Below are 20,493 nucleotides of genomic sequence, written 5' to 3'. Positions count from 1 at the left end.
CGTACGGCGGACCACCCACACTCGCACAGGTGTTCGACGTCACCTCCGCACGGCACCCGGCGAACGCACACGAGCGCCCCACGTCCACGCGCTCCGCCGTGACCCGGGTCACCGCGGCCCGGGGTCGCGGCGCACCGCCCGCCGCGAGCGGACGGCACACTGGGCGCATGACGTACACCGGACAGGTCGCCGTGGGCGGCCCGCACGACCTGCGACGCCTCGACGAGGTCGAGATCCGCAAGCTCGCCGTCGGGCCGCTCGCGAACGACGTCTACCTCCTCACGTGCCGGCGCACCGGCGCCCAGCTCCTCGTCGACGCCGCCGACGCGCCCGACGACGTGCTCGGCCTCGTGCGGGCGGGCTCGCCGTCGGGACGGCTCGACGGCGTCGTCACGACGCACCGGCACGCCGACCATCTCCGGGCGCTCGCGCCGGTCGTCGGTGCGACGGGCGCGTGGTCGGCTGCCGGCGAGCCCGACGCGGACGCGGTCGCCGCGGCGTCCGGCGTACCCGTCGAGCGCCGCCTACGGCACGGGGACGTGCTGCGGGTGGGCGCGATCGACCTCGAGGTCGTGGCGCTGCGCGGGCACACGCCGGGCTCCGTCGCGCTCGCCTACCGCGAGCCGGACGACGTCGCCGAGGCCGACGCCGTGCCCGGCCGGGTGCACCTGTTCACCGGGGACTCGCTCTTCCCCGGCGGGGTCGGGAACACCGACCGCGACCCGGCGCGGTTCGCGAGCCTGCTGTCCGACGTCGTCGAGCGGGTCTTCGACCGGTTCGACGACGCCACGTGGGTCTATCCCGGTCACGGCGCCGACACGACGCTCGGTGCCGAGCGGCCGCACCTCGCCGAGTGGCGTGAGCGGGGCTGGTAGCGCGTGGCCGATGGCGCGGGACCGGTAGCGGGCGGCAGGCAGCACGGGGCGCAGCCGAGGCGCGGACCGGGCCCCGCGCCGTCGGGCCGGCCTGGTTCACTGGCTCCATGCCGATCCACGCCGTCACCTACGTCTACGCCGACCGCAGCGCCGAGCTCGACGCCCTGCGACCCGAGCACCGCGCGTTCCTCGCCGACCTCCACACCCGGGGCACGCTGCTCGCCTCCGGTCCGCTTCCCGCCCACGAGGACGCGCCCGCCGGAGCGCTGCTCGTCCTCGACGGGGAGACGCCCGACGCCGTCGCCGCGGTCCTCGACGAGGACCCCTTCGCGCGCGCAGGGCTGGTCGCACAGCGCGCGGTCCGCCCGTGGTCGCCGGTGATCGGCGACTGGGCGGACCGCGTCTGAGCCGGGCCGCGCGCTCGCCGGCACCGCCGTCCCGGCCGGGCGCTAGCGCGCGGCGCCCCCACGAGGGACCCCGCCGCTCTGCGGCGGGGTCTCCCCCGCGGCGGGCGCCTCGTCGGTCACGGTCTCCGTGGCGTCCTCCGTGACGTCCTCCGTGGACGACGCCGCGGTCCCGGGCTCCTCGCCGTCCGCCGGCTCGCTCCGTGCGTGCAGCGCACGGGTGCGCAGCAGGCTCGCGACGGTCGTGACCGCGAGCGCCCCGACGATCACCACGAGCGAGAGCCAGATGGGGACCGTCGGCACCGCCTCGAGGTGCTCGCCGCCGTTGATGAATGGCAGCGTGTTCTCGTGCAGCGCCTCGAGGATGAGCTTGACGCCGATGAACCCGAGGATGACGGCCAGGCCGATCGGCAGGTAGACCAGCCGCTCGAGCAGACCGCCCAGCAGGAAGTAGAGCTGGCGCAGCCCCATGAGGGCGAAGACGTTCGTCGTGAAGACGATGAACGGGTCCTGCGTGAGCCCGAAGATGGCCGGGATGGAGTCGAACGCGAACAGCAGGTCGGTGCTGCCGATCGCGAGGAACACGACGACGAGCGGCGTGAACACCCGCTTGCCGTCCTCGACCGTGCGCAGCCGGCCGCCGTCGTACCGGGTGCCGAGCGGCAGGACCCGGCGCAGCGCCCGGACGGCGCGGTTCTCGTGGTACTCCTCGGGCTCGTCGCCGCCCGCCACGAGCTTGATCGCCGTGTACACGAGGAACGCGCCGAACAGGTAGAACACCCAGACGAACTGCGAGATGATCGCGGCGCCCGCCAGGATGAACCCTCCCCGCAGGACGAGCGCGACGATGATCCCGACCATGAGGACGCGCTGCTGCTGCTCCCGCGGGACCGCGAAGCGCGCCATGATGATGACGAACACGAACAGGTTGTCCACCGAGAGGCTGTACTCGGTGAGCCACCCGGCGTAGAACTCCCCGGCCGGTGCCGCGCCCCCCACCGCTCCGACGACCGCCCCGAAGACGAGCGCGAGCGCGACGTAGAACCCGACCCACAGCGCGCTCTCGCGCATGGACGGGACGTGCGGCCGGCGCCCGACGACGAACAGGTCGACGAGGAGCAGGACGGCGAGCGCCGACAGCGACGCCCACTCGAACCAGACGGGAAGTTCGTGAACCATCGGTGGCTAGCCCTCCGAGATCTCGGCCTCGCGTCGACGGTCGGCGCGGTCCTTGGCAAGGCTCGCGACCGTGGTGATCGTGAGCACGACGACGATGAACCCGAGGGACAGGGCGGTCGGGATCTCCGGGATGACGGTGATGTGCTCACCGCCGTTGATGAACGGCACCTCGTTCTTGTGCAGCGCGTGGATGAGCAGCTTCACGCCGATGAAGCCGAGGATCGCGGCGAGGCCGTAGGCGAGGTAGACGAGGCGGTCCAGCAGGCCGTCGATGAGGAAGTAGAGCTGGCGCAGGCCGAGCAGCGAGAACGCGTTGGCCGCGAACACGAGGTACGTCTCCTGCGTGAGGCCGAAGATCGCGGGGATCGAGTCGACGGCGAACAGCAGGTCGGCGCTGCCGATCGCGATCATGACGATGAGCATCGGGGTGATGAAGCGCTTCCCGTCGATCTTGGTCGTCATCTTGTCCTCGACGTACGTCTCCGTCGTCGGGAACAGGCGGCGGGTCAGCCTGAGCGCGCCGTTCTCGTGGAACTCCTCGTCGTGACCGGAGCCCGCCTTCACCTGCGTCCACGCGGTGTACAGCAGGAACGCGCCGAAGACGTAGAAGATCCAGCTGAAGTTCTCGATGAGCGCGGCGCCCAGCAGGATGAAGACCGTCCGCAGGACGAGCGCGATCGTGATGCCGATCAGCAGCACCTTCTGCTGGTACAGCCGCGGGACGCGGAAGCTCGTCATGATGAGCACGAAGACGAAGAGGTTGTCGACCGACAGGCTCTTCTCGGTGATGTAGCCGGCGAAGTACTCGCCGCCGTACGTCGAGCCCCAGACGGCCCAGACGATGCCGCCGAACAGCACCGCGACGGCGACGTAGCCCGCGGACCACCAGCTGGCCTCGCGCAGGCTCGGGGCGTGCGGCGTGCGCACGTGGCCGACGTAGTCGACGGCGAGCATCGCGAGGATCACGCCGATGGTGACGAGCCAGGCCCAGACAGGGACGTCCATGCAGAAACCTCCGGTACGTAGCACTGAGTACCGAAGGTCTCTTCCGCCACGCACCGCCATGCGCGCGCGTCCGAGACGCGGGCTGGTGGTTGCGGGACCGGTGACACCGGGCCGACGACTGCGCCGACCGTGATGACGACATCACCGCGGAGGAATACTCCCCTTCAACGAGGAGCCAGCATAGGCCATCGCTCCTGCTCGTGTGACAACACCACGCCACCGTGGACTGTTCCGCGGGCGCGCCCGCGGCGACCCCCGGCCGGTCCCCCCAGGACCGGTCAGGCCGTCGCGGCGTGCATCTGGCGCAGCTCCTTCTTGAGCCCCGAGATCTCGTCGCGCAGCCGGGCCGCGAGCTCGAACTGGAGCTCGCCCGCGGCCGCGTGCATCTGGTCGCTCAGCTCCTGGATGAGCTCCGCGAGGTCGCTCGCCGCGGCGCCCGCGAGCCGGTTGCCCGACGACGCGCCCTCCTTCGGCCCGCCCGGTACCGGGGCCTTGCCCTTGGCACCCTTGCCCGGCTGGCGGTAGCCGCCGGCCAGGAGCTCGGCGGTGTCCACGTCCTCGCGCGCGAGCATGTCGGTCACGTCGGAGATGCGCTTGCGCAGCGGCGTCGGGTCGACGCCGTGCTCGGTGTTGTACGCGATCTGCTTCTCGCGGCGACGCTCGGTCTCCTCGATCGCCGCGGCCATCGCCGGCGTGATCCGGTCCGCGTACATGTGCACCTGGCCGGACACGTTGCGGGCCGCGCGGCCGATCGTCTGGATGAGCGACTTGGGCGAGCGCAGGAAGCCCTCCTTGTCGGCGTCGAGGATCGCGACGAGCGAGACCTCGGGCAGGTCGAGGCCCTCGCGCAGCAGGTTGATGCCGACGAGGACGTCGTACTCGCCGAGCCGCAGCTCGCGCAGCAGCTCGACGCGGCGCAGCGTGTCGACCTCGGAGTGGAGGTAGCGGACCCGGACGTCCTTCTCGAGCAGGTAGTCCGTGAGGTCCTCGGCCATCTTCTTGGTGAGCGTCGTGACCAGCACGCGCTCGTCACGGTCGACCCGCTCGCGGATCTCGTGCAGGAGGTCGTCGATCTGGCCGGTGGTCGGCTTGACGATCACCTCGGGGTCGACGAGGCCCGTCGGGCGGATGATCTGCTCGACCACGCCGTCCGCCATCGAGAGCTCGTAGTCGCCCGGCGTGGCCGACAGGTACACGGTCTGGCCGATGCGCTCGACGAACTCCTCCCACCGCAGCGGGCGGTTGTCCATCGCGCTCGGCAGGCGGAACCCGTGGTCCACCAGGCTGCGCTTGCGCGACATGTCCCCCTCGAACATCGCGCCGATCTGCGGCACGGTCACGTGCGACTCGTCGATGACGAGGAGGAAGTCCTCCGGGAAGTAGTCGAGCAGGGTGTTCGGGGGCGACCCCGCCTCGCGGCCGTCGATGTGCCGGGAGTAGTTCTCGATCCCGGAGCACGTGCCGATCTGGCGCATCATCTCGATGTCGTAGGTGGTGCGCATGCGCAGCCGCTGCGCCTCGAGCAGCTTGTTCTGCCGCTCGAGCTCGTCGAGCCGCTCGGTGAGCTCGGCCTCGATCGAGGAGATCGCGCGCTCCATGCGCTCCGGGCCGGCGACGTAGTGCGTCGCGGGGAACACGTGGATGCTCGGCTCGGAGCGGATGACCTCCCCCGTGAGGGGGTGCAGCGTCTGGATGCTCTCGATCTCGTCGCCGAAGAACTCGATACGGACCGCGAGCTCCTCGTAGACCGGGATGATCTCGACCGTGTCGCCGCGCACGCGGAACGTGCCGCGCGTGAACGCCATGTCGTTGCGCGTGTACTGCATCGTGACGAACTGCCGCAGCAGGTCGTCACGCTCCACCTGCATCCCGACGTCGAGGCGCACCATCCGGTCGACGTACTCCTGCGGAGTGCCCAGGCCGTAGATGCACGACACGGACGCCACGACGACGACGTCCCGGCGCGTCAGGAGCGAGCTCGTCGCGGAGTGGCGCAGCCGCTCCACCTCGTCGTTGATGGACGAGTCCTTCTCGATGTAGGTGTCCGTCTGCGCGATGTACGCCTCGGGCTGGTAGTAGTCGTAGTACGAGACGAAGTACTCGACCGCGTTGTTCGGCAGCAGCTCGCGGAACTCCGTGGCGAGCTGCGCGGCGAGCGTCTTGTTGGGAGCCATGACGAGCGTCGGGCGCTGCAGCTCCTCGATCAGCCAGGCCGTCGTGGCGGACTTTCCCGTACCGGTGGCGCCGAGCAGCACGACGTCCTTCTCGCCCGCGCGGACGCGCTGCGAGAGGTCCGCGATGGCCGTGGGCTGGTCGCCCGACGGCTGGTACTCGGAGATGACCTCGAACGGAGCGGTGGCGCGCTGGAGATCGGTCACGGGACGCATGTGACCACGGTACGTCCAGCCACCCACATCGTTCGCGGGAGCGCCTCGACGGGCTGCGCACCGTATACACCCGAGTTCACCCGCGCGCAATTTGGAAGGCGTGGTGCCGAACCCCTAGGGTTCCCTCGACCTGCCCGCTCCCCGACGCCCGTGGAGCTCCGGTGACCGGCCGGCCACGGGCGTGGAGGCCTGCACGCAGCTCTCGTCAGCACCGTCAACGACCCCTCGACCTGGAGCCCTCATGCACCTGCACCCCGCGCGCCCCCGCGGAATCCCCCTGATCGCCCTCACCACCCTGGTCCTGTCCGCCGGCTTCGTCGCGCCCGCGAGCGCGACGCCCGTCGTCGACGCCGACGACGTCTGCTCCGCGGACGCCACGACCCGCCCCGTCGGCGTGTACGAGCTCACCGCGGTGGAGGACGCGGGCGTCGGCATCTGGGCGGGCGGCGGGCTCACCGTCGCGACCGCGACCGAGCTCGAGGGCCGCGTCGTGGTCGGCAAGGACGCCGACCTCACGGGGGCCGGCTCCCTCAACGTCGGGACCGCGGGCGGCGGCGGGTCCGCGATCACCCCCGCGGGCGGGACCGACATGCTCGTCGTCGGCGGTGACCTCGCCACCGCGCGGAACACGCAGGTCGGGTTCCACGCGTCGCGCGGCGGCAACGTCGTGGTGGGCGGCGCGATCACCGGCTCGGCGCCGAGCACCGAGAGCGCGAACGCGCTCGGCACGCACGGGTCCGTGCGCCAGGGCGTCGGCCGGGACGCGGCGCTCGCGCCCTACGACGAGCTCCCCGCGCTCGTCGCCGGCATCGCCGCCGACGCCACCGACGGCGCCGAGCAGGTCGCCCCCGAGAACGGCATCCTGACCGTCGAGGCGGGCGCGCGGTACGCGCTCACGGCGGAGGGTGCCGCATCGCTCCGCGAGCTGCACGTCACGGGCACCGGGCCGGTGCTGCTCAGCGTCAGCGGGTCCACGGTGCGCATCCCGTCCCTCGCGTACGTCGCGTACGACGGCGTGCGCCTCTACCAGGCGACGCAGTACCTGTCGTCCCACTTCCTCTGGGCGTTCCCGGACGCGACGCAGGTCGCGCTCGGCACGAACGACCAGTTCCCCGGCACGATCGTCGTCCCGCGCGCCGACGCGACGCTCACGGTGTCCACGTCGACGAACGGGCGCGTCCTCGCGAACGGCGCGGTCGCGTACACCGGAGGGGCCGGCATCGAGCACCACAACTACCCGTTCGCGGGCCCGTGCGAGCCGGTCCCGGTCGCCGCGGAGCCGGAGCCGAAGCCGAAGCAGACTCCCGAGACTCCGACCCCAGGTGGCACCGAGACGACGACGCCTTCGACGACCACCCAGACGCCCGGCGCCGAGGTGTCGGGCGAGCCCGCCGCGGAAAGCACGCCCGCTCCGGAGGCGACGCCCGTGGCGAGCACGGACCCGACGCCGTCGGCGTCCCCCAGCAGCGAGCCGACGCCGGGGGGCGGGCTGGCCTCGACCGGTTCCTCGGTCGTCGTGCTCGCCGTGCTGGCGGCGCTCCTGCTCGCCGGGGGCGCGGCCCTGCTCGTGGTCGTCACCCTGCGCCGCGCGGCGGGCTGACGGTCCGCGACGCCCGGGGGCCGGCAGGGCGACCTGCCTGCCCCCGGGCGCCCGCTCAGCTCTCGGTGCCCGCGGCGACCCGCGGCTCGGGGGCGCCGAGGAGCGCCTGCCGCACGACGGCCGCGACGGCGGTCACCTGGTCCTCGACGGGCACCGCGCCGGCGTCGGGCACGTGCACGAAGCCCGCACGGCGGCCCGGCACGGAGCCCCAGTGGTGCATGAGGGCGTAGAACACGTCGTTGCACACGTAGGTGCCGGCCGTCCCGGAGACCTCCACGGGGACGCCGGCCTCCCGGACGGCGACGAGCGACGCCTTGAGCGGGAGCGTGGACCAGTGCCCGACGGGCGCCCCCGGCACGACGGGCACGTCGACCGGCTGCGCCCCGGCGTTGTCGGGGATCCGGGCGTCGCGCACGTTGACGGCCACGCGCTCGAGGCGCACGCGCCCGGCGCCGCCCGCGAGCCCCAGCGCCACGACGACTTCCGGGTCGTGCTCCCGGACGACGGCGTCGAGCGCGGGCCACGCCCCGGCGAACGTCACGGGGAGCCGGACGGCGACCACGCGGTCCCCCACGAGCTCCTCACCGCGCTCGGCGAGGAGCTGGGCGGTCTCCCACGACGGGTTCGTCGCGTCGCCGCCGAAGGGCTCGAAGCCGCTCACCACGACCGTCACGCCTCGCGCTCCTCGAGCTCCGCGAGCACCTCCGCGTCGACCTCCGCGCGCACGCGCGCCCAGAGCGCGTCGACCTGCGCACGCAGCGCGTCGGGCTCGCCCGAGCCGTCGAGAGTGACGTCCGCGGCCGCGAGGCGCGCCGCGTCGTCGGCCTGGGCGGCGAGCCGCGCGCGCGCCTCGTCCTCGCTCAGCCCGCGCGAGGTCACGAGGCGGTCCACCCGGACGTCCTCGGGCGTGTGCACGACCACGACGCAGTGGAACCGCGCCGGGTCGCCCGTCTCGACGAGGAGCGGGATGTCGTGCACGACGACGGCCCGCGGGTCGGCCGCACCGGCCGCGGCCTCGCGCTCGGCGGCGAGCCGGCGCACCTCGGGGTGCACGATCGCGTTGAGCCGCTCGCGCGCGGCGTCGTCCCCGAACACCACGCGTCCGAGCGCGGGCCGGTCGAGCGCGCCGTCCTCACCGAGAACCTCGGGCCCGAAGGCCTCGACCACCTCGTCGAGGCCGACGGTGCCGGGCGCGACGGCGTCGCGCGCGAGGGCGTCGTAGTCGACGACCACCGCGCCCAGCTCGGCGAAGCGGGCGAGCGCGACGGACTTCCCCGCCGCTATTCCTCCGGTCAGGCCGATGCGAAACATGCGTCCCATCCTGCCAGCCGGCGCACCGCCCCGCGTCGGGGCGCAGGGCGCCCCTCGACCAGCCGGCGCTCAGCGGGAGGAGATCGCCCCCGGGGAGCCCTCGGCCGCTTCGCCGTCGTCGGGCCGCTCGCCCGCGACCGCGCGCAGCAGCCGGAGCAGCTCGGCGCGCTCGCGCGCGTCCAGGCGGGCCAGCAGGGTGCCCGCGCTCGACGACCTCTCCGCCCCGACCTGCTCGACGACCTCGCGCCCGCGCGGCGTCAGCTCGACGAGCGTGGCGCGACGGTCCTGCGGGTCGGGGGTGCGGCGCACGAGACCGGCCTGCTCGGCGTCGTCGACCTTCGATGTGACCGAGCGCGGCGCGACGTCGAGCGCCGACGCCACCGCGCCGAGCCGGCACGGGCCGTCGCAGCGGGAGAGGAAGCGCAGCATCCGGAACTGGCCGGGCGTCGTGCCCGCGGGCTCGAGCCGCTCGCTCGCCTCGCGGCGCACGCTGCGCAGCGCGGCGTGCAGGAGCGCGAGGAACTCCCCCGCCTCGTCGGTGGAGGTGGCTCGGCCGCCCGGGGCTGCGCCCGGCGTGGCAGGCTGGCTCGCGTCGGTCGTCACGAGGCCGAGCGTACCGGGACCGGGCCCACTTGTGGTATCGGCTCATTGTGAGTTAGACTCACTATCGTTGTCGCGCGAGCGATCCTCGGACCGCGCCCGCCGGACGGCCACCGCCGCCGCGGACGACGCGCCCCTCCCCCACCCAGGAGGCCCCATGTCCTTCCCCTCATCCCTCCCCGGCGCCGGCGGCGGGCGCGGCATGCGCTCGTTCCGCCAGGACGCCTCCGTCACCTCCCGACGGCTGCACCGCGGCACGATCCGCCGGGTGCTCACGTTCGCCCGGCCCTACCGGCGCCAGCTCGCCGCGTTCCTCGTGCTCATCTCCGTCGACGCCGCCGCCGGTGCCGTCACCCCGCTCCTCTTCCAGCGCATCATCGACGACGGCATCACCGCCGGCGACGTCGGCCTCGTCGTCGCGCTCTCGGCGGTCGCCGCCGGCCTCGCCGTGCTCTCCGGCGCGCTCGGCGTCGCGCAGCGCTGGTTCTCCTCCCGCATCGGCGAGGGGCTCATCGTCGACCTGCGCACCGCCGTCTTCGACCACGTCCAACGCATGCCGCTCGCCTTCTTCAGCCGGACGCGCACCGGTGCGCTCGTCCAGCGGCTCAACGGCGACGTCCTCGGCGCCCAGCAGGCGTTCACGTCGACCCTGTCGAACGTGTTCTCCAACCTGCTCACCGTCGTGTTCGTGCTCGCCGCGATGCTCTCGATGTCGTGGCAGCTGACGCTCCTCGCGCTCACCCTCCTGCCCGCGTTCGTCCTGCCCGCCCGCTGGGTCGGCAAGCGCCTCGCCGCGATCACGCGGGAGAGCTACGAGCTCAACGCCGAGGCGGCGCAGACGATGAACGAGCGCTTCAACGTGGCGGGCGCCCACCTCGTCAAGGTGTTCGGCGACCCGGACCGCGAGTCGTCGCGGTTCGCCGCCCAGGCGCGCCGCGTCCGTGACATCGGGGTCCGCCAGGCCATGTACGGGACCGTGTTCCGCGTCGGGCTCACGGTCGTCGCGTCCGTCGCCGTCGCGATCGTCTACGGACTCGGTGGCGTCATGGCCATCTCGGGCTCGCTGACCGTCGGCACGGTCGTCGCGCTCACCGCCTACCTGGGCCGTCTCTACGGCCCGCTGACGGCGATGTCGAACGTCCAGGTCGACGTCATGACGGCCCTCGTCAGCTTCGAGCGCGTGCTCGAGGTGCTCGACCTCGAGCCCACCGTCACGGACGCCCCCGACGCCGACGACCTCGCCGCGGACGTCGCGCGCGAGGGCGCGAGCCTCGAGCTCGACGGCGTGACCTTCCGCTACCCGAGCGCGGCCGAGGTCTCCCTCGCCTCGCTCGAGTCCGTGGCCGTCGAGGGCACCGACCCGACCACCGACACGCTCCACGACGTCTCGTTCTCCGTGCCCGCGGGCGCGATGGTCGCGCTCGTCGGGTCGTCCGGCGCGGGCAAGACCACCGTGTCGCAGCTCGTGACGCGCATGTACGACCCGAGCGCCGGGCACGTCCGGATCGCCGGTCGCGACCTGCGCGACGTCACGCAGGAGAGCCTGCACGACGCTGTCGGCGTGGTCACGCAGGAGGCGCACCTGTTCCACGACTCGATCGCGGAGAACCTGCGGTACGCCAAGCCCGACGCGACCGACGCCGAGCTCGAGTCCGCGCTGCGGCGCGCGCACGTGTGGGACGTCGTCGCCGCCCTGCCGTCCGGCATGGACACCGTCGTGGGCGACCGCGGTTACCGGATGTCCGGCGGCGAGCGGCAGCGCCTCGCGATCGCCCGGGTGTTCCTCAAGGCCCCTCGGCTTGTCGTCCTCGACGAGGCGACGGCGCACCTCGACTCGGACTCCGAGGCGGCGGTCCAGGCCGCGCTCGCCGAGGCGCTGCGTGGGCGGACCTCGCTCGTCATCGCTCACCGCCTCTCCACCGTGCGCGAGGCCGACCTCATCGTCGTGCTCGACGCCGGCCACGTCGTCGAGACGGGGACGCACACCGAGCTCCTGGCACGGGGCGGGCGCTACGCCACGCTCTACCGGACGCAGTTCGCCGACTCGCCCGCGTCGTCGGGCACCGACCCGGCCACTGCCCCGGCCCCCGAGCCGGCGACCGCCTGACGGCCCGACCGCCGAGCAGGCCGTCCCGGGCCGTCGACCAGGCGGTCCCGGCTCGTCCGGTGCCGCTGACGGACCAGGACCACCTGGTCGGCGCCGTGAGTGCCCGGGCACGTTCCGGGCATGGCGAAGGCCCGCCACCCCGAGGGGTGGCGGGCCTTCGTCTGCTCAGCGTGGCGTCCCGCGCGGGGCCGCCGGCCGGGTCAGTTGCCCGTGAGCTTCTCGCGGAGCGCGGCGAGCGCCTCGTCCGACGCGAGCGTGCCCGTCGCCTCGGCGGCCGGGGCCGACGAGTAGGACGTGCTGGAGGACGACGAGCTCGAGGAGCTCGTGGTCTCGCCCGACGCGGCGTCGTAGTCGGCCTTGACCGCCTCGGCGACCTGCTTGCGGTGCGCCTCCCAGCGCTCGTGCGCCTTGGCGTACTCCGCCTCCCACGCCTCGCGCTGCGCCTCGAAGCCCTCGAGCCACTCGTTGGTCTCCGGGTCGAAGCCCTCGGGGTACTTGTAGTTCCCCTGCTCGTCGTACTCGGCGGCCATGCCGTAGAGCGCGGGGTCGAAGTCGTCCGACTCCGGGTCCACGCCCTCGTTGGCCTGCTTGAGCGACAGCGAGATGCGGCGGCGCTCGAGGTCGATGTCGATGACCTTGACGAAGACCTCGTCACCGACGTTGACGACCTGCTCCGGCAGCTCGACGTGGCGCACGGCCAGCTCCGAGATGTGCACGAGGCCCTCGATGCCGTCCTCGACGCGCACGAACGCACCGAACGGGACGAGCTTGGTGACCTTGCCCGGGACGACCTGACCGATCGCGTGGGTCCGGGCGAACGTCTGCCACGGGTCCTCCTGCGTCGCCTTCAGCGACAGCGAGACGCGCTCGCGGTCGAAGTCGACGTCCAGGACCTCGACCGTGACCTCCTGGCCGACCTCGACGACCTCGGACGGGTGGTCGATGTGCTTCCAGGACAGCTCGGAGACGTGCACGAGGCCGTCGACGCCGCCGAGGTCCACGAACGCACCGAAGTTGACGATCGAGGAGACGACACCGGGGCGCACCTGGCCCTTCTGCAGGGTCTGCAGGAAGGTGGAGCGGACCTCGGACTGCGTCTGCTCGAGCCAGGCACGGCGCGAGAGGACGACGTTGTTGCGGTTCTTGTCGAGCTCGATGATCTTCGCCTCGATCTCCTTGCCGACGTACGGCTGGAGGTCGCGGACGCGACGCATCTCCACCAGGGAGGCCGGGAGGAAGCCACGGAGGCCGATGTCGAGGATGAGACCACCCTTGACGACCTCGATGACGGTGCCGGTGACGACGCCGTCCTCCTCCTTGATCTTCTCGATCGTGCCCCAGGCGCGCTCGTACTGGGCGCGCTTCTTGGACAGGATCAGACGGCCTTCCTTGTCCTCCTTCTGGAGGACGAGGGCCTCGACCGCGTCGCCGACGTTGACGACCTCACCGGGGTCCACGTCGTGCTTGATGGACAGCTCGCGGGAGGGGATGACGCCCTCGGTCTTGTAGCCGATGTCGAGGAGGACCTCGTCGCGGTCCACCTTGACGATCGTGCCTTCGACGATGTCGCCGTCGTTGAAGTACTTGATGGTCGCGTCAACGGCGGCGAGGAAGTCCTCCTCGGTGCCGATGTCGTTGACGGCAACCTGGGGTGCGGACTTCGCGGGGGTAGAGATGGTCATTGAGTTCGATGCTCCGATGCGGACAGGTGTAGTCGAGCGGGTAGGGTTTTCGGCGCGTCTCCCGCCGACGCCCCCGGACGCTCCGACGTCGTGGTCGACGTCGTGGCTCGGGATGCAGGCAGGCGCAGCGCACCGCCGTCCACCCTATCTGGGTGTCACCCCGGCGGTCAACGCGTCTCGCGCGGCCCGCCGGGGCGTCCCGACTACCGGTTCCGCGTCACGCGAGCACGCGGGCGACCCGCAGCAGCTCCTCCGGGACCCGCTTCGGCCGGCCCGCGACCTCCGCGAGCGGCACGAGCTCGACCCGCTCGCCCCGCAGCGCCGTCATGACGCCCGACGTCCCCGCGCTCACGGCGTCCACGGCCGCGACGCCGAAGCGGCTGCCGAGGATCCGGTCGGTCGGCGTGGGCTCGCCCCCGCGCTGCACGTGGCCGAGCACCGTGAGCCGGGTGTCGAACCCGGTGCGCTCCGCGATCTCGGCGCTCACGCGCTCCCCGATGGAGCCGGCGACGATCTCCCCGAACCGGCCGAGCTGCTGCGTGAACTCCATCGACGACCCCTCGCGCGGCACGGCGCCCTCGGCCACCACGACGATCGAGAAGTTCGCGTGCGCGCGGTGGCGGTGGCGGAGGAACTTCACGACCTGGTCGATGTCGAACGGCTGCTCCGGCGCGAGCACGACCTCGGCGCCGCCGGCGATGCCCGCGTTGACCGCGATCCAGCCGGCGTGGCGGCCCATGACCTCGACCACCATGACGCGGTTGTGGCTCTCCGCCGTCGTGTGCACGCGGTCGAGCGCCTCCGTCGCGATGTTCACGGCGGTGTGGAACCCGATCGACAGGTCCGTCCCCTCGACGTCGTTGTCGATCGTCTTGGGGATGGCGACGATCTTCACGCCCGCCTCCGCGACACGGCTTGCCGCGTGCAGCGTGCCGTCGCCGCCGATGCAGATCAGCGCGTCGAGGTGCTCGGCCTCGACCGTCGCGAGCACGGCGTCCATGCTGCCGTCCTCCTCGCGCGGGTGGAACCGCGCCGTGCCGAGCAGCGTGCCGCCCACGGGCAGGACGTTCCGGATGTCCTGGCGGCCGAGCGGGTGGACGTCGCCGTCGACGACGCCGCGCCAGCCGTTGCGGAAGCCGATGATGGTGTGCCCGTACTCCCCCGTCCCCTGCTTGACCACGGCCCGGATCGCCGCGTTCAGCCCGGGGCAGTCGCCCCCGCCGGTGAGAAGTCCGATGCGCACCTGTTCCTCCGTCTCGTCGTCGCGTCGCGCGGCCTCGCGCGCATGCCGGGCGTCGACGGAGGTGCCGACCTCCGCGGCACCGCGTCGCCCTCAACCCTAGCCACCCCCGCGCGACGGGTCATCGCCCGTCCCGGTCCGCGGGCACGCCGACGACCAAGGTCCCGACCGGACGGGCCGTGCGGCGGGGACCGGGAGAATGGGAGGCATGAGTGCGCCCTCCTCGCCCGAGCCGCCCGTCGTCGCGCCCTCCGGCGCGGCCCCCGGTCCGACCGCCGACGCCGGCTACCGCGACGTGCCCGCGACCGAGGGCGGCCGCGCCGGCCGCGGGTGGTGGGACGTCAACGCGCAGGAGTACCTCCACGAGCACGGGACCTTCCTCGGCGCGGCGGACTTCTGCTGGTGCCCGGAGGGCCTGCGCGAGCGGGACGCGCGTCTGCTCGGCGACGTCGCGGGACGCCGGGTGCTCGAGGTCGGCGCGGGCGCGGCACAGTGCTCGCGCTGGCTCGAGACGCAGGGAGCGGAGGTCGTCGCGACGGACGTGTCCGGCGGCATGCTCGCCGCGGGGGCGGCGCTGGACCGGGCGACGGGCGTGCGCGTCCCGGCCGTCCAGGCCGACGCGCGCCGGCTCCCGTTCGCCGACGCCACGTTCGACGTCGCGTTCACCTCGTTCGGCGCGATCCCGTTCGTGCCCGACGCGGCGGCCGTCCACCGCGAGGTCGCACGCGTGCTGCGGCCCGGCGGCACGTGGACGTTCTCGGTGACGCACCCGATGCGGTGGGCGTTCCCCGACGACCCGAGCGAGCGCGGGCTGACCGCGAACCGGTCCTACTTCGACCGCCGGCCCTACGTCGAGACCGACGCCGCCGGCCGTGTCGTCTACGCCGAGTACCACCGCACCCTGGGCGACCACGTGCGCGAGGTGGTCGCCGCCGGGCTGGAGCTGCGCGACGTCGTCGAGCCCGAGTGGCCCGCCGACAACACCGAGGTGTGGGGCGGCTGGGGACCGGTGCGCGGCGCCTACCTGCCCGGGACGGCGATCTTCCGCACGCGCCTCCCGGGCTGACGCGCCCGGGTCAGTGACCCGCCTCGTGCCACGTGGCACCGACTCCGACCGAGACGTCGAGCGGCACGTCGAGGTCCGCCGCCGCGCCCATCTGCGTGCGCAGCACCTCCTCGACCGCGTCGCGCTCGCCGGGGGCGACCTCGACCACGAGCTCGTCGTGCACCTGGAGGAGCAGCCGTGAGCGCAGCCCGCGCTCGTCGAGCGCCCGCTGCACGTTGAGCATCGCGACCTTGATGATGTCGGCCGCGCTGCCCTGGATCGGCGCGTTGAGGGCCATGCGCTCCGCCATCTGGCGGCGCTGCCGGTTGTCGCTCGTGAGGTCCGGCAGGTACCGGCGGCGCCCGAGGATGGTGGCCGTGTAGCCCGTGGCCCGCGCCTCGTCGACGACGCCCGTGAGGTAGTCGCGCACGCCGCCGAAGCGCTCGAAGTAGTCGTCCATGAGCTTCTGGGCCTCGCCCACCTCGATGGTGAGCTGCTGCGAGAGCCCGAACGCCGACAGCCCGTACGCGAGGCCGTACGACATCGCCTTGATCTTCGAGCGCATCGCGGGCGTGACCTCGGCCGCCGGGACCTCGAACACGCGCGACCCGACGTAGGAGTGCAGGTCCTCCCCCGACCGGAACGCCTCGATGAGGCCCTCGTCGCCCGAGAGGTGCGCCATGATGCGCATCTCGATCTGGCTGTAGTCGGCCGTCATGAGCGTCTCGAAGCCCTCGCCGACGACGAACGCGCGCCGGATGCGCCGGCCCGCCTCGGTGCGGATCGGGATGTTCTGGAGGTTCGGGTCGGTCGAGCTGAGCCGGCCCGTCGCCGCGATCGTCTGCTGGAACGTCGTGTGGATGCGGCCGTCGTCGGCGACGGACTTCAGCAGCCCCTCGACCGTCTGGCGCAGCCGCGACGCGTCGCGGTGGGCGAGCAGGTGCTCGAGGAACGGGTGCTGCGTCTTGACGAAGAGGTCCGCGAGCGCCGACGCGTCGGTCGTGTAGCCCGTCTTGATCTTCTTCGTCTTGGGCATCCCGAGCTGGTCGAACAGCACCTCCTGGAGCTGCTTCGGGGAGCCCAGGTTCACCTCGCGTCCGATGACGGCGTAGGCCTCCGACGCGGCGGTCGCGACGAGGTCGCCGAAGTGCTGCTCGAGCTCGCGCAGGTACGTGACGTCCGCCGCGATGCCGCGCTGCTCCATGCGCGCGAGCACCTGGGACAACGGCAGCTCGAGGTCGGCGAGGAGCGTGGTGGCCCCCCGGTCCTCGAGCTCGCCCGCGAGGACCTCGCCGAGCTGGGCGACGGCGAGCGCGCGCACCGCGTCGCGCTCCTGCTCGCCGCTGCCGTCGAGCGAGAGGTCGAGCGCGCCCTGCGCGTCGTTGCCCGCCTCCGTGTCCGGGCGGAGCTCGCGGTGCAGGTGCCGCACGACGAGGTCGCCCAGGTCGTAGCCGCGCTGGTCGGGGTGGCACAGGTACGCGGCGAGCTCGGTGTCGAACGTGACGCCCGCGAGGTCGTAGCCGCGCGCCGCGAGCTCGTGCCAGGCCGACTTCGCGCCGTGCACGACCTTGGGTCGCTCCGGGTCGGCGAGCCACGCGGCGAGCGCCTCGTCGTCGGCACCCGCGACGTCGGCGAGCTCGAGCGCGACGGCCGCCCCGGCGTCGTCGGACACCGCGAGGCCCCACGCGTCCCCGCCGCCGGGCACGGCCTTGCCGGCCACCTCGACGCCCAGCGGGCGCGTGCCGTGCTCGGCCAGCCAGGCGCCCAGCCCCCCCGGCAGGACGTCGGCGAGCGCGACGTCGAACCCCGCCTCGGCCTCGACCTCGCCCTCGGGGGCGATCGCGAAGAGCCGGTCGCGCAGGGCGCGGAACTCCAGGGCGTCGAGGACGCGGTGGGCGGCCTCGCGGTCCCAGGGACGGGTCGCGAGGTCGTCGGGGCCGACGGGCAGCTCGAGGTCGCGCAGGAGCGCGTTGAGCTGCCGGTTGAGGCGGACCTGGTCCAGGTGCGCCCGCAGGTTCTCCCCCGCCTTGCCCTTGATCTCGTCCGCATGGTCCAGCAGGCCGTCGAGGTCGCCGTACGCCGTGATCCACTTGGCGGCCGTCTTGGGGCCGACGCCGGGGATGCCCGGCAGGTTGTCGGACGTCTCGCCGACGAGGGCGGCGAGGTCCGGGTAGCGCTCGGGCGGCACGCCGTACTTCTCGACGACGGCGGCGCTGTCCATGCGCGCGAGCTCCGAGACGCCCTTCTTCGGGTAGAGCACCGTGACGTCCGGGCCGACGAGCTGGAACGAGTCTCGGTCCCCCGAGCAGACGAGCACCTCCATCCCGGCGGCGGCGCCCTGCGTCGCGAGGGTCGCGAAGATGTCGTCGGCCTCGTAGCCCTCACGCTCGAGCGTCGGGATGTGCAGCGTCTCCAGGATCTCCTTGATGAGCGGCACCTGGCCCCGGAACGGCTCGGGGGTGGACTCCCGCGTGCCCTTGTAGCTGGGCAGGATCTCGGTGCGGAAGGACTGGCGCCCGGCGTCGAACGCGACGGCGACGTGCGTGGGCTCCTCGTCCCGCAGGAGGTTGATGAGCATCGAGGTGAACCCGTAGACCGCGTTCGTGTGCTGCCCCGTGGTCGTCGAGAAGTTCTCCGCCGGGAGCGCGAAGAACGCGCGGTAGGCCATGGAGTGTCCGTCGATGAGCAGGAGGCGAGGTCGCGCGGAGATCGTCACGGGTGCCAACCTATCGCCCATGACCCACACGCACGGTTCCGACCAGAACGCCGCCCGGACCGGGACGCCGTCCCCCGCCACGCCGTCGACACCCGACGCCCCGCGCCACGCCTACGAGGCGATGGGCCTGCGCACCGAGGGGACGCTCATCGAGCGCATGGGCATCGAGCTGGGCGAGGTGGGGGCCGACCGTGTCACCGCACGCATGCCCGTGGCGGGCAACACGCAGCCCGCGGGGCTGCTGCACGGGGGCGCGTCCGTCGTCCTCGCCGAGACGCTGGGGTCCATCGCCGCGCAGCTGCACGGCGGGCCCGGCCGCGCGGCCGTGGGCATCGAGGTGAACGCGACGCACCACCGGGGGGTGCGCGACGGCTGGGTGCACGGCGAGGCGGTCGCGGTGCACCGCGGGCGCACGACGGCGAGCTACGAGATCGTCGTGTCCGACGACGAGGGGCGCCGCGTGTGCACGGCGCGCCTCACGTGCATGATCCTCGCGCAGGGCTGACCGGGGCGACGCCGGCCGCAGGGCGCGAGAGCCCGGCTCAGCCGGGCAGGGTCTCGCGCGTGTCGGCCGGCGTCACCACGCCCGCGCGGCTGTTGTACTCGGCCTGGAACTCGCGCAGGTCGACCGGCCCCGACATCGTCTCGGTGCGGGCGCGCCGACGGCGCGCGATGAGGTCCTCGAGGGAGCGCGTGCCCCGGCGGGCCGGGGTGAGGTCGGCCGCGAGCCGGCGCTGCAGGACCGCCGTCGAGACGACGCGGTGCCCGGCCACCGGGCCGAAGCCCAGTCGCGCGAGGAAGCGCTGCACGCCTCGGGAACCGGGGATGGGCACGGAGTAGACGTGCGTCGCGCCGGACGACGCGGCGAGCTCGGCCGTCGCGCTGAGGAGCGCGTGACCCACGCCGCGGCGCCGGGCGTCCTCCCCCACGTACACCGCCTCGACGTACAGGCTCGGCTCGTCCGCGAACAGGTGCGGGTCGAGCACGCGGGCCAGGACGAACCCGACGGGGCGGCCGTCGTGCAGGGCGACGAGCACGTTGCCGCCGGGCAGGGTGAGCAGCACCGACAGGTGCCGGACCAGGCGGTCCTCGTCGGGCGCGCAGATCTGCGCCCCGGACGCCGACTCGCGGCGTGCCTCCGAGCACAGCACAGCGATCCCCGGCAGGTCGTCACCGACCGCGGGCCTGACCTCCACTGCTGGGCGCACTGCGCTCCTCCTCGTTCGCACCGTGGGACCGGCGGCGGCACCGAGGGACGTGGGGCGTGAGAAGGTCCACGTCGCTCGGACAGCACCGTCGGCCGTCGACATGAGCACTACGTGGCGACCGTGTTCACCGCCCCGGAACTGCTGGACGCCAGTCCAAGACGATAGCCCGCCCGGAGCCCCATGACAAAGGTCCTGATCAGGACCCCCGCGCGGCGCGCCGGGCGTGGCGGGCGGCTCAGGCGCCGCCGACCTGCTCGATGACGGCGTCCGCGACCTCGCGCATCGTGAGGCGGCGGTCCATCGACGTCTTCTGGATCCAGCGGAACGACTCCGGCTCCGACAGGCCCATCTTCGTCATGAGCAGGCCCTTCGCACGGTCGACACGCTTGCGCGTCTCGAAGCGCTCCGCGAGGTCGGCCACCTCGGACTCGAGGGCCGAGATCTGCGAGTAGCGCGAGATCGCGATCTCGACCGCAGGCAGCAGGTCAGCCGGGGTGAACGGCTTGACGACGTACGCCATGGCGCCGGCGTCGCGCGCCCGCTCGACGAGCTCCGCCTGCGAGAACGCCGTCAGCAGGACGACCGGGGCGGCGTGCGCCTTGCCGATCTGCTCCGCCGCGGAGATGCCGTCGAGCTCGGGCATCTTCACGTCCATGACCACGACGTCGGGCTTGAGCTCGAGCGCCAGCTTCACCGCCGTCGCACCGTCGCCGGCCTCGCCGACGACGTCGAACCCGGCGTCCCGCAGCGTCTCGACGACGTCGAGACGGATCAGGGCCTCGTCCTCCGCGACGACGGCGCGGCGCGCGGCGCGACCCGACGGGGCGGGGGTGGCGGCGGGCTCGGGCTCGATCATCGGGGGCAGGTCGAGCGGCTGCTTGTCCTCGGGCTGCGCTGTCTGGTCACTCACGGGACTCATCGTAGTGCGCCGCACCGGGTGCCGCCCCCGCGTTTCACCCTCCGAGGAGTGTGATTCTCGTGAAGGCGCGCGCGTGTGGTTCGATGGTGCCCGCGCGGCGGAACCCGGCTGGACACCTCCGCGCGCGGCCCCGGTAGCCCAACCGGCAGAGGCGTTCGGCTCAAACCCGATCCAGTGTGGGTTCGAATCCCACCCGGGGCACCCCTCATCTCGGC

At 73.0% G+C, this 20,493-nt stretch carries 17 protein-coding genes and 1 tRNA gene; 7 read left to right on the top strand and 11 right to left on the bottom strand.

Annotated elements, in window-relative coordinates; genetic code table 11:
- Positions 1-167: 167 nt before the first annotated feature.
- Positions 168-875 (top strand): MBL fold metallo-hydrolase, encoded by a 708-nt coding sequence (locus BXA05_RS09290; protein ID WP_076405018.1) that lies wholly within the window; start codon positions 168-170, stop codon positions 873-875.
- Between the two features lie 107 nt (positions 876-982).
- Complete coding sequence (locus tag BXA05_RS09285) at positions 983-1,282, top strand: YciI family protein (protein WP_061267760.1); 300 nt, start codon at positions 983-985, stop codon at positions 1,280-1,282.
- A gap of 42 nt (positions 1,283-1,324) precedes the next feature.
- Here BXA05_RS09285 and BXA05_RS09280 read toward each other — a convergent pair whose 3' ends face one another.
- The 3 genes from BXA05_RS09280 to uvrB form a co-directional block, all read right to left on the bottom strand.
- Positions 1,325-2,458 (bottom strand): TerC family protein, encoded by a 1,134-nt coding sequence (locus tag BXA05_RS09280; protein ID WP_082774456.1) that lies wholly within the window; start codon positions 2,456-2,458, stop codon positions 1,325-1,327.
- 6 nt (positions 2,459-2,464) lie between these two features.
- A complete protein-coding gene (locus tag BXA05_RS09275; protein WP_076404791.1) occupies positions 2,465-3,463 on the bottom strand; it encodes a TerC family protein in 999 nt (332 codons plus the stop codon).
- A 278-nt stretch (positions 3,464-3,741) separates the two neighbouring features.
- Positions 3,742-5,850 carry an excinuclease ABC subunit UvrB gene (uvrB, locus tag BXA05_RS09270; RefSeq protein WP_031315536.1) on the bottom strand — a complete coding sequence of 703 codons (2,109 nt, stop codon included), beginning with the start codon at positions 5,848-5,850 and terminating at the stop codon, positions 3,742-3,744.
- 241 nt (positions 5,851-6,091) lie between these two features.
- On the opposite strand from uvrB, the gene BXA05_RS09265 reads away from it, so the two are divergent.
- The gene (locus BXA05_RS09265) at positions 6,092-7,450 is read left to right on the top strand and encodes a collagen-binding domain-containing protein (RefSeq protein ID WP_076404790.1); all 1,359 of its coding nucleotides are present in this window, start codon (positions 6,092-6,094) and stop codon (positions 7,448-7,450) included.
- A 55-nt stretch (positions 7,451-7,505) separates the two neighbouring features.
- Here the strand turns inward: BXA05_RS09265 and BXA05_RS09260 are convergent, their stop codons facing one another.
- The 3 genes from BXA05_RS09260 to BXA05_RS09250 all read right to left on the bottom strand — a co-directional run bounded on the left by BXA05_RS09260 (position 7,506) and on the right by BXA05_RS09250 (position 9,364).
- Positions 7,506-8,123: a pyroglutamyl-peptidase I gene (locus tag BXA05_RS09260; protein ID WP_076404789.1), complete on the bottom strand. Its 618-nt coding sequence runs from the start codon at positions 8,121-8,123 to the stop codon at positions 7,506-7,508.
- Positions 8,120-8,761, bottom strand: coding sequence for a dephospho-CoA kinase (gene coaE / locus BXA05_RS09255; RefSeq protein WP_076404788.1), 642 nt, complete (start codon positions 8,759-8,761; stop codon positions 8,120-8,122). The genes BXA05_RS09260 and coaE overlap by 4 nt, the downstream gene beginning before the upstream one ends.
- A 69-nt stretch (positions 8,762-8,830) precedes the next feature.
- Entirely contained in the window at positions 8,831-9,364 is a 534-nt protein-coding gene (locus BXA05_RS09250) for a MarR family winged helix-turn-helix transcriptional regulator (protein WP_083711769.1), read from the bottom strand.
- Positions 9,365-9,518: 154 nt separating this feature from the next.
- Here BXA05_RS09250 and BXA05_RS09245 point away from each other — a divergent pair, with 154 nt between their 5' ends.
- A complete protein-coding gene (locus BXA05_RS09245; protein WP_076404787.1) occupies positions 9,519-11,468 on the top strand; it encodes an ABC transporter ATP-binding protein in 1,950 nt (649 codons plus the stop codon).
- Between the two features lie 200 nt (positions 11,469-11,668).
- Here the strand turns inward: BXA05_RS09245 and rpsA are convergent, their stop codons facing one another.
- Together rpsA and BXA05_RS09235 are read right to left on the bottom strand one after the other, a co-directional pair.
- Positions 11,669-13,150 carry a 30S ribosomal protein S1 gene (gene rpsA, locus BXA05_RS09240; RefSeq protein WP_021483115.1) on the bottom strand — a complete coding sequence of 494 codons (1,482 nt, stop codon included), beginning with the start codon at positions 13,148-13,150 and terminating at the stop codon, positions 11,669-11,671.
- 217 nt (positions 13,151-13,367) lie between these two features.
- The gene (locus BXA05_RS09235) at positions 13,368-14,393 is read right to left on the bottom strand and encodes a 6-phosphofructokinase (protein ID WP_034651013.1); all 1,026 of its coding nucleotides are present in this window, start codon (positions 14,391-14,393) and stop codon (positions 13,368-13,370) included.
- Positions 14,394-14,598: 205 nt separating this feature from the next.
- Here BXA05_RS09235 and BXA05_RS09230 point away from each other — a divergent pair, with 205 nt between their 5' ends.
- A complete protein-coding gene (locus BXA05_RS09230) occupies positions 14,599-15,456 on the top strand; it encodes a class I SAM-dependent methyltransferase (RefSeq protein ID WP_083711768.1) in 858 nt (285 codons plus the stop codon).
- Between the two features lie 10 nt (positions 15,457-15,466).
- Here BXA05_RS09230 and polA read toward each other — a convergent pair whose 3' ends face one another.
- Complete coding sequence (gene polA / locus BXA05_RS09225) at positions 15,467-18,172, bottom strand: DNA polymerase I (RefSeq protein WP_076404786.1); 2,706 nt, start codon at positions 18,170-18,172, stop codon at positions 15,467-15,469.
- A gap of 100 nt (positions 18,173-18,272) precedes the next feature.
- Between polA and BXA05_RS09220 the strand changes: the two genes are divergently transcribed.
- Positions 18,273-18,656 (top strand): hotdog fold thioesterase, encoded by a 384-nt coding sequence (locus BXA05_RS09220; RefSeq protein WP_043651213.1) that lies wholly within the window; start codon positions 18,273-18,275, stop codon positions 18,654-18,656.
- Positions 18,657-18,693: 37 nt separating this feature from the next.
- Here the strand turns inward: BXA05_RS09220 and BXA05_RS09215 are convergent, their stop codons facing one another.
- Together BXA05_RS09215 and BXA05_RS09210 are read right to left on the bottom strand one after the other, a co-directional pair.
- Positions 18,694-19,359, bottom strand: a complete 666-nt coding sequence (locus BXA05_RS09215; RefSeq protein ID WP_021482502.1) for a GNAT family N-acetyltransferase — start codon at positions 19,357-19,359, stop codon at positions 18,694-18,696.
- Between the two features lie 235 nt (positions 19,360-19,594).
- Positions 19,595-20,215 (bottom strand): ANTAR domain-containing response regulator, encoded by a 621-nt coding sequence (locus BXA05_RS09210; RefSeq protein WP_044144409.1) that lies wholly within the window; start codon positions 20,213-20,215, stop codon positions 19,595-19,597.
- Positions 20,216-20,405: 190 nt separating this feature from the next.
- On the opposite strand from BXA05_RS09210, the gene BXA05_RS09205 reads away from it, so the two are divergent.
- A tRNA-Leu gene (locus BXA05_RS09205) sits at positions 20,406-20,479 on the top strand.
- The last annotated feature ends 14 nt before the right edge of the window (positions 20,480-20,493 follow it).

It is taken from the genome of Cellulosimicrobium funkei (genome assembly GCF_900155925.1).
Lineage (GTDB): Bacteria > Actinomycetota > Actinomycetes > Actinomycetales > Cellulomonadaceae > Cellulosimicrobium > Cellulosimicrobium funkei.
Note: the sequence above shows the minus strand (reverse complement) of the source record. Positions and strands in the feature narration are given on the sequence as shown.